The following is a 228-nucleotide window of genomic DNA, read 5'->3' as shown; positions in this document are numbered from 1 at the left end:
ACTATATCCTCTATTATTACAACAACCTGCCTGCCGCCCGCACGATCGACGACGCGTCTTCCGAAGGCACGCTCGTCTCCTGCGCCGTCGATGACGTGAAGATCCTTCTGAACTCCTCTAAACTCGTTAATCCGACGTTCTCTGTCAACGGCCAAAATGTCACCTTCCCTGTCACGCTCTCCACAGGCGATGTGCTGACAGCTAAAGACGGACAATGGACTGTCGTGG

The 228-nt window shown here is 53.9% G+C and carries 1 protein-coding gene; it reads left to right on the top strand.

The window, feature by feature from the left end; translation table 11 throughout:
• On the top strand, positions 1–228 hold a 228-nt coding region (locus tag B0D78_RS13080), incomplete at both ends, for a hypothetical protein (RefSeq protein ID WP_168170149.1).

Source organism: Pyramidobacter sp. C12-8, from assembly GCF_002007215.1.
Classification (GTDB): domain Bacteria; phylum Synergistota; class Synergistia; order Synergistales; family Dethiosulfovibrionaceae; genus Pyramidobacter.
This window is presented reverse-complemented; position numbering and strand designations above follow the sequence as displayed.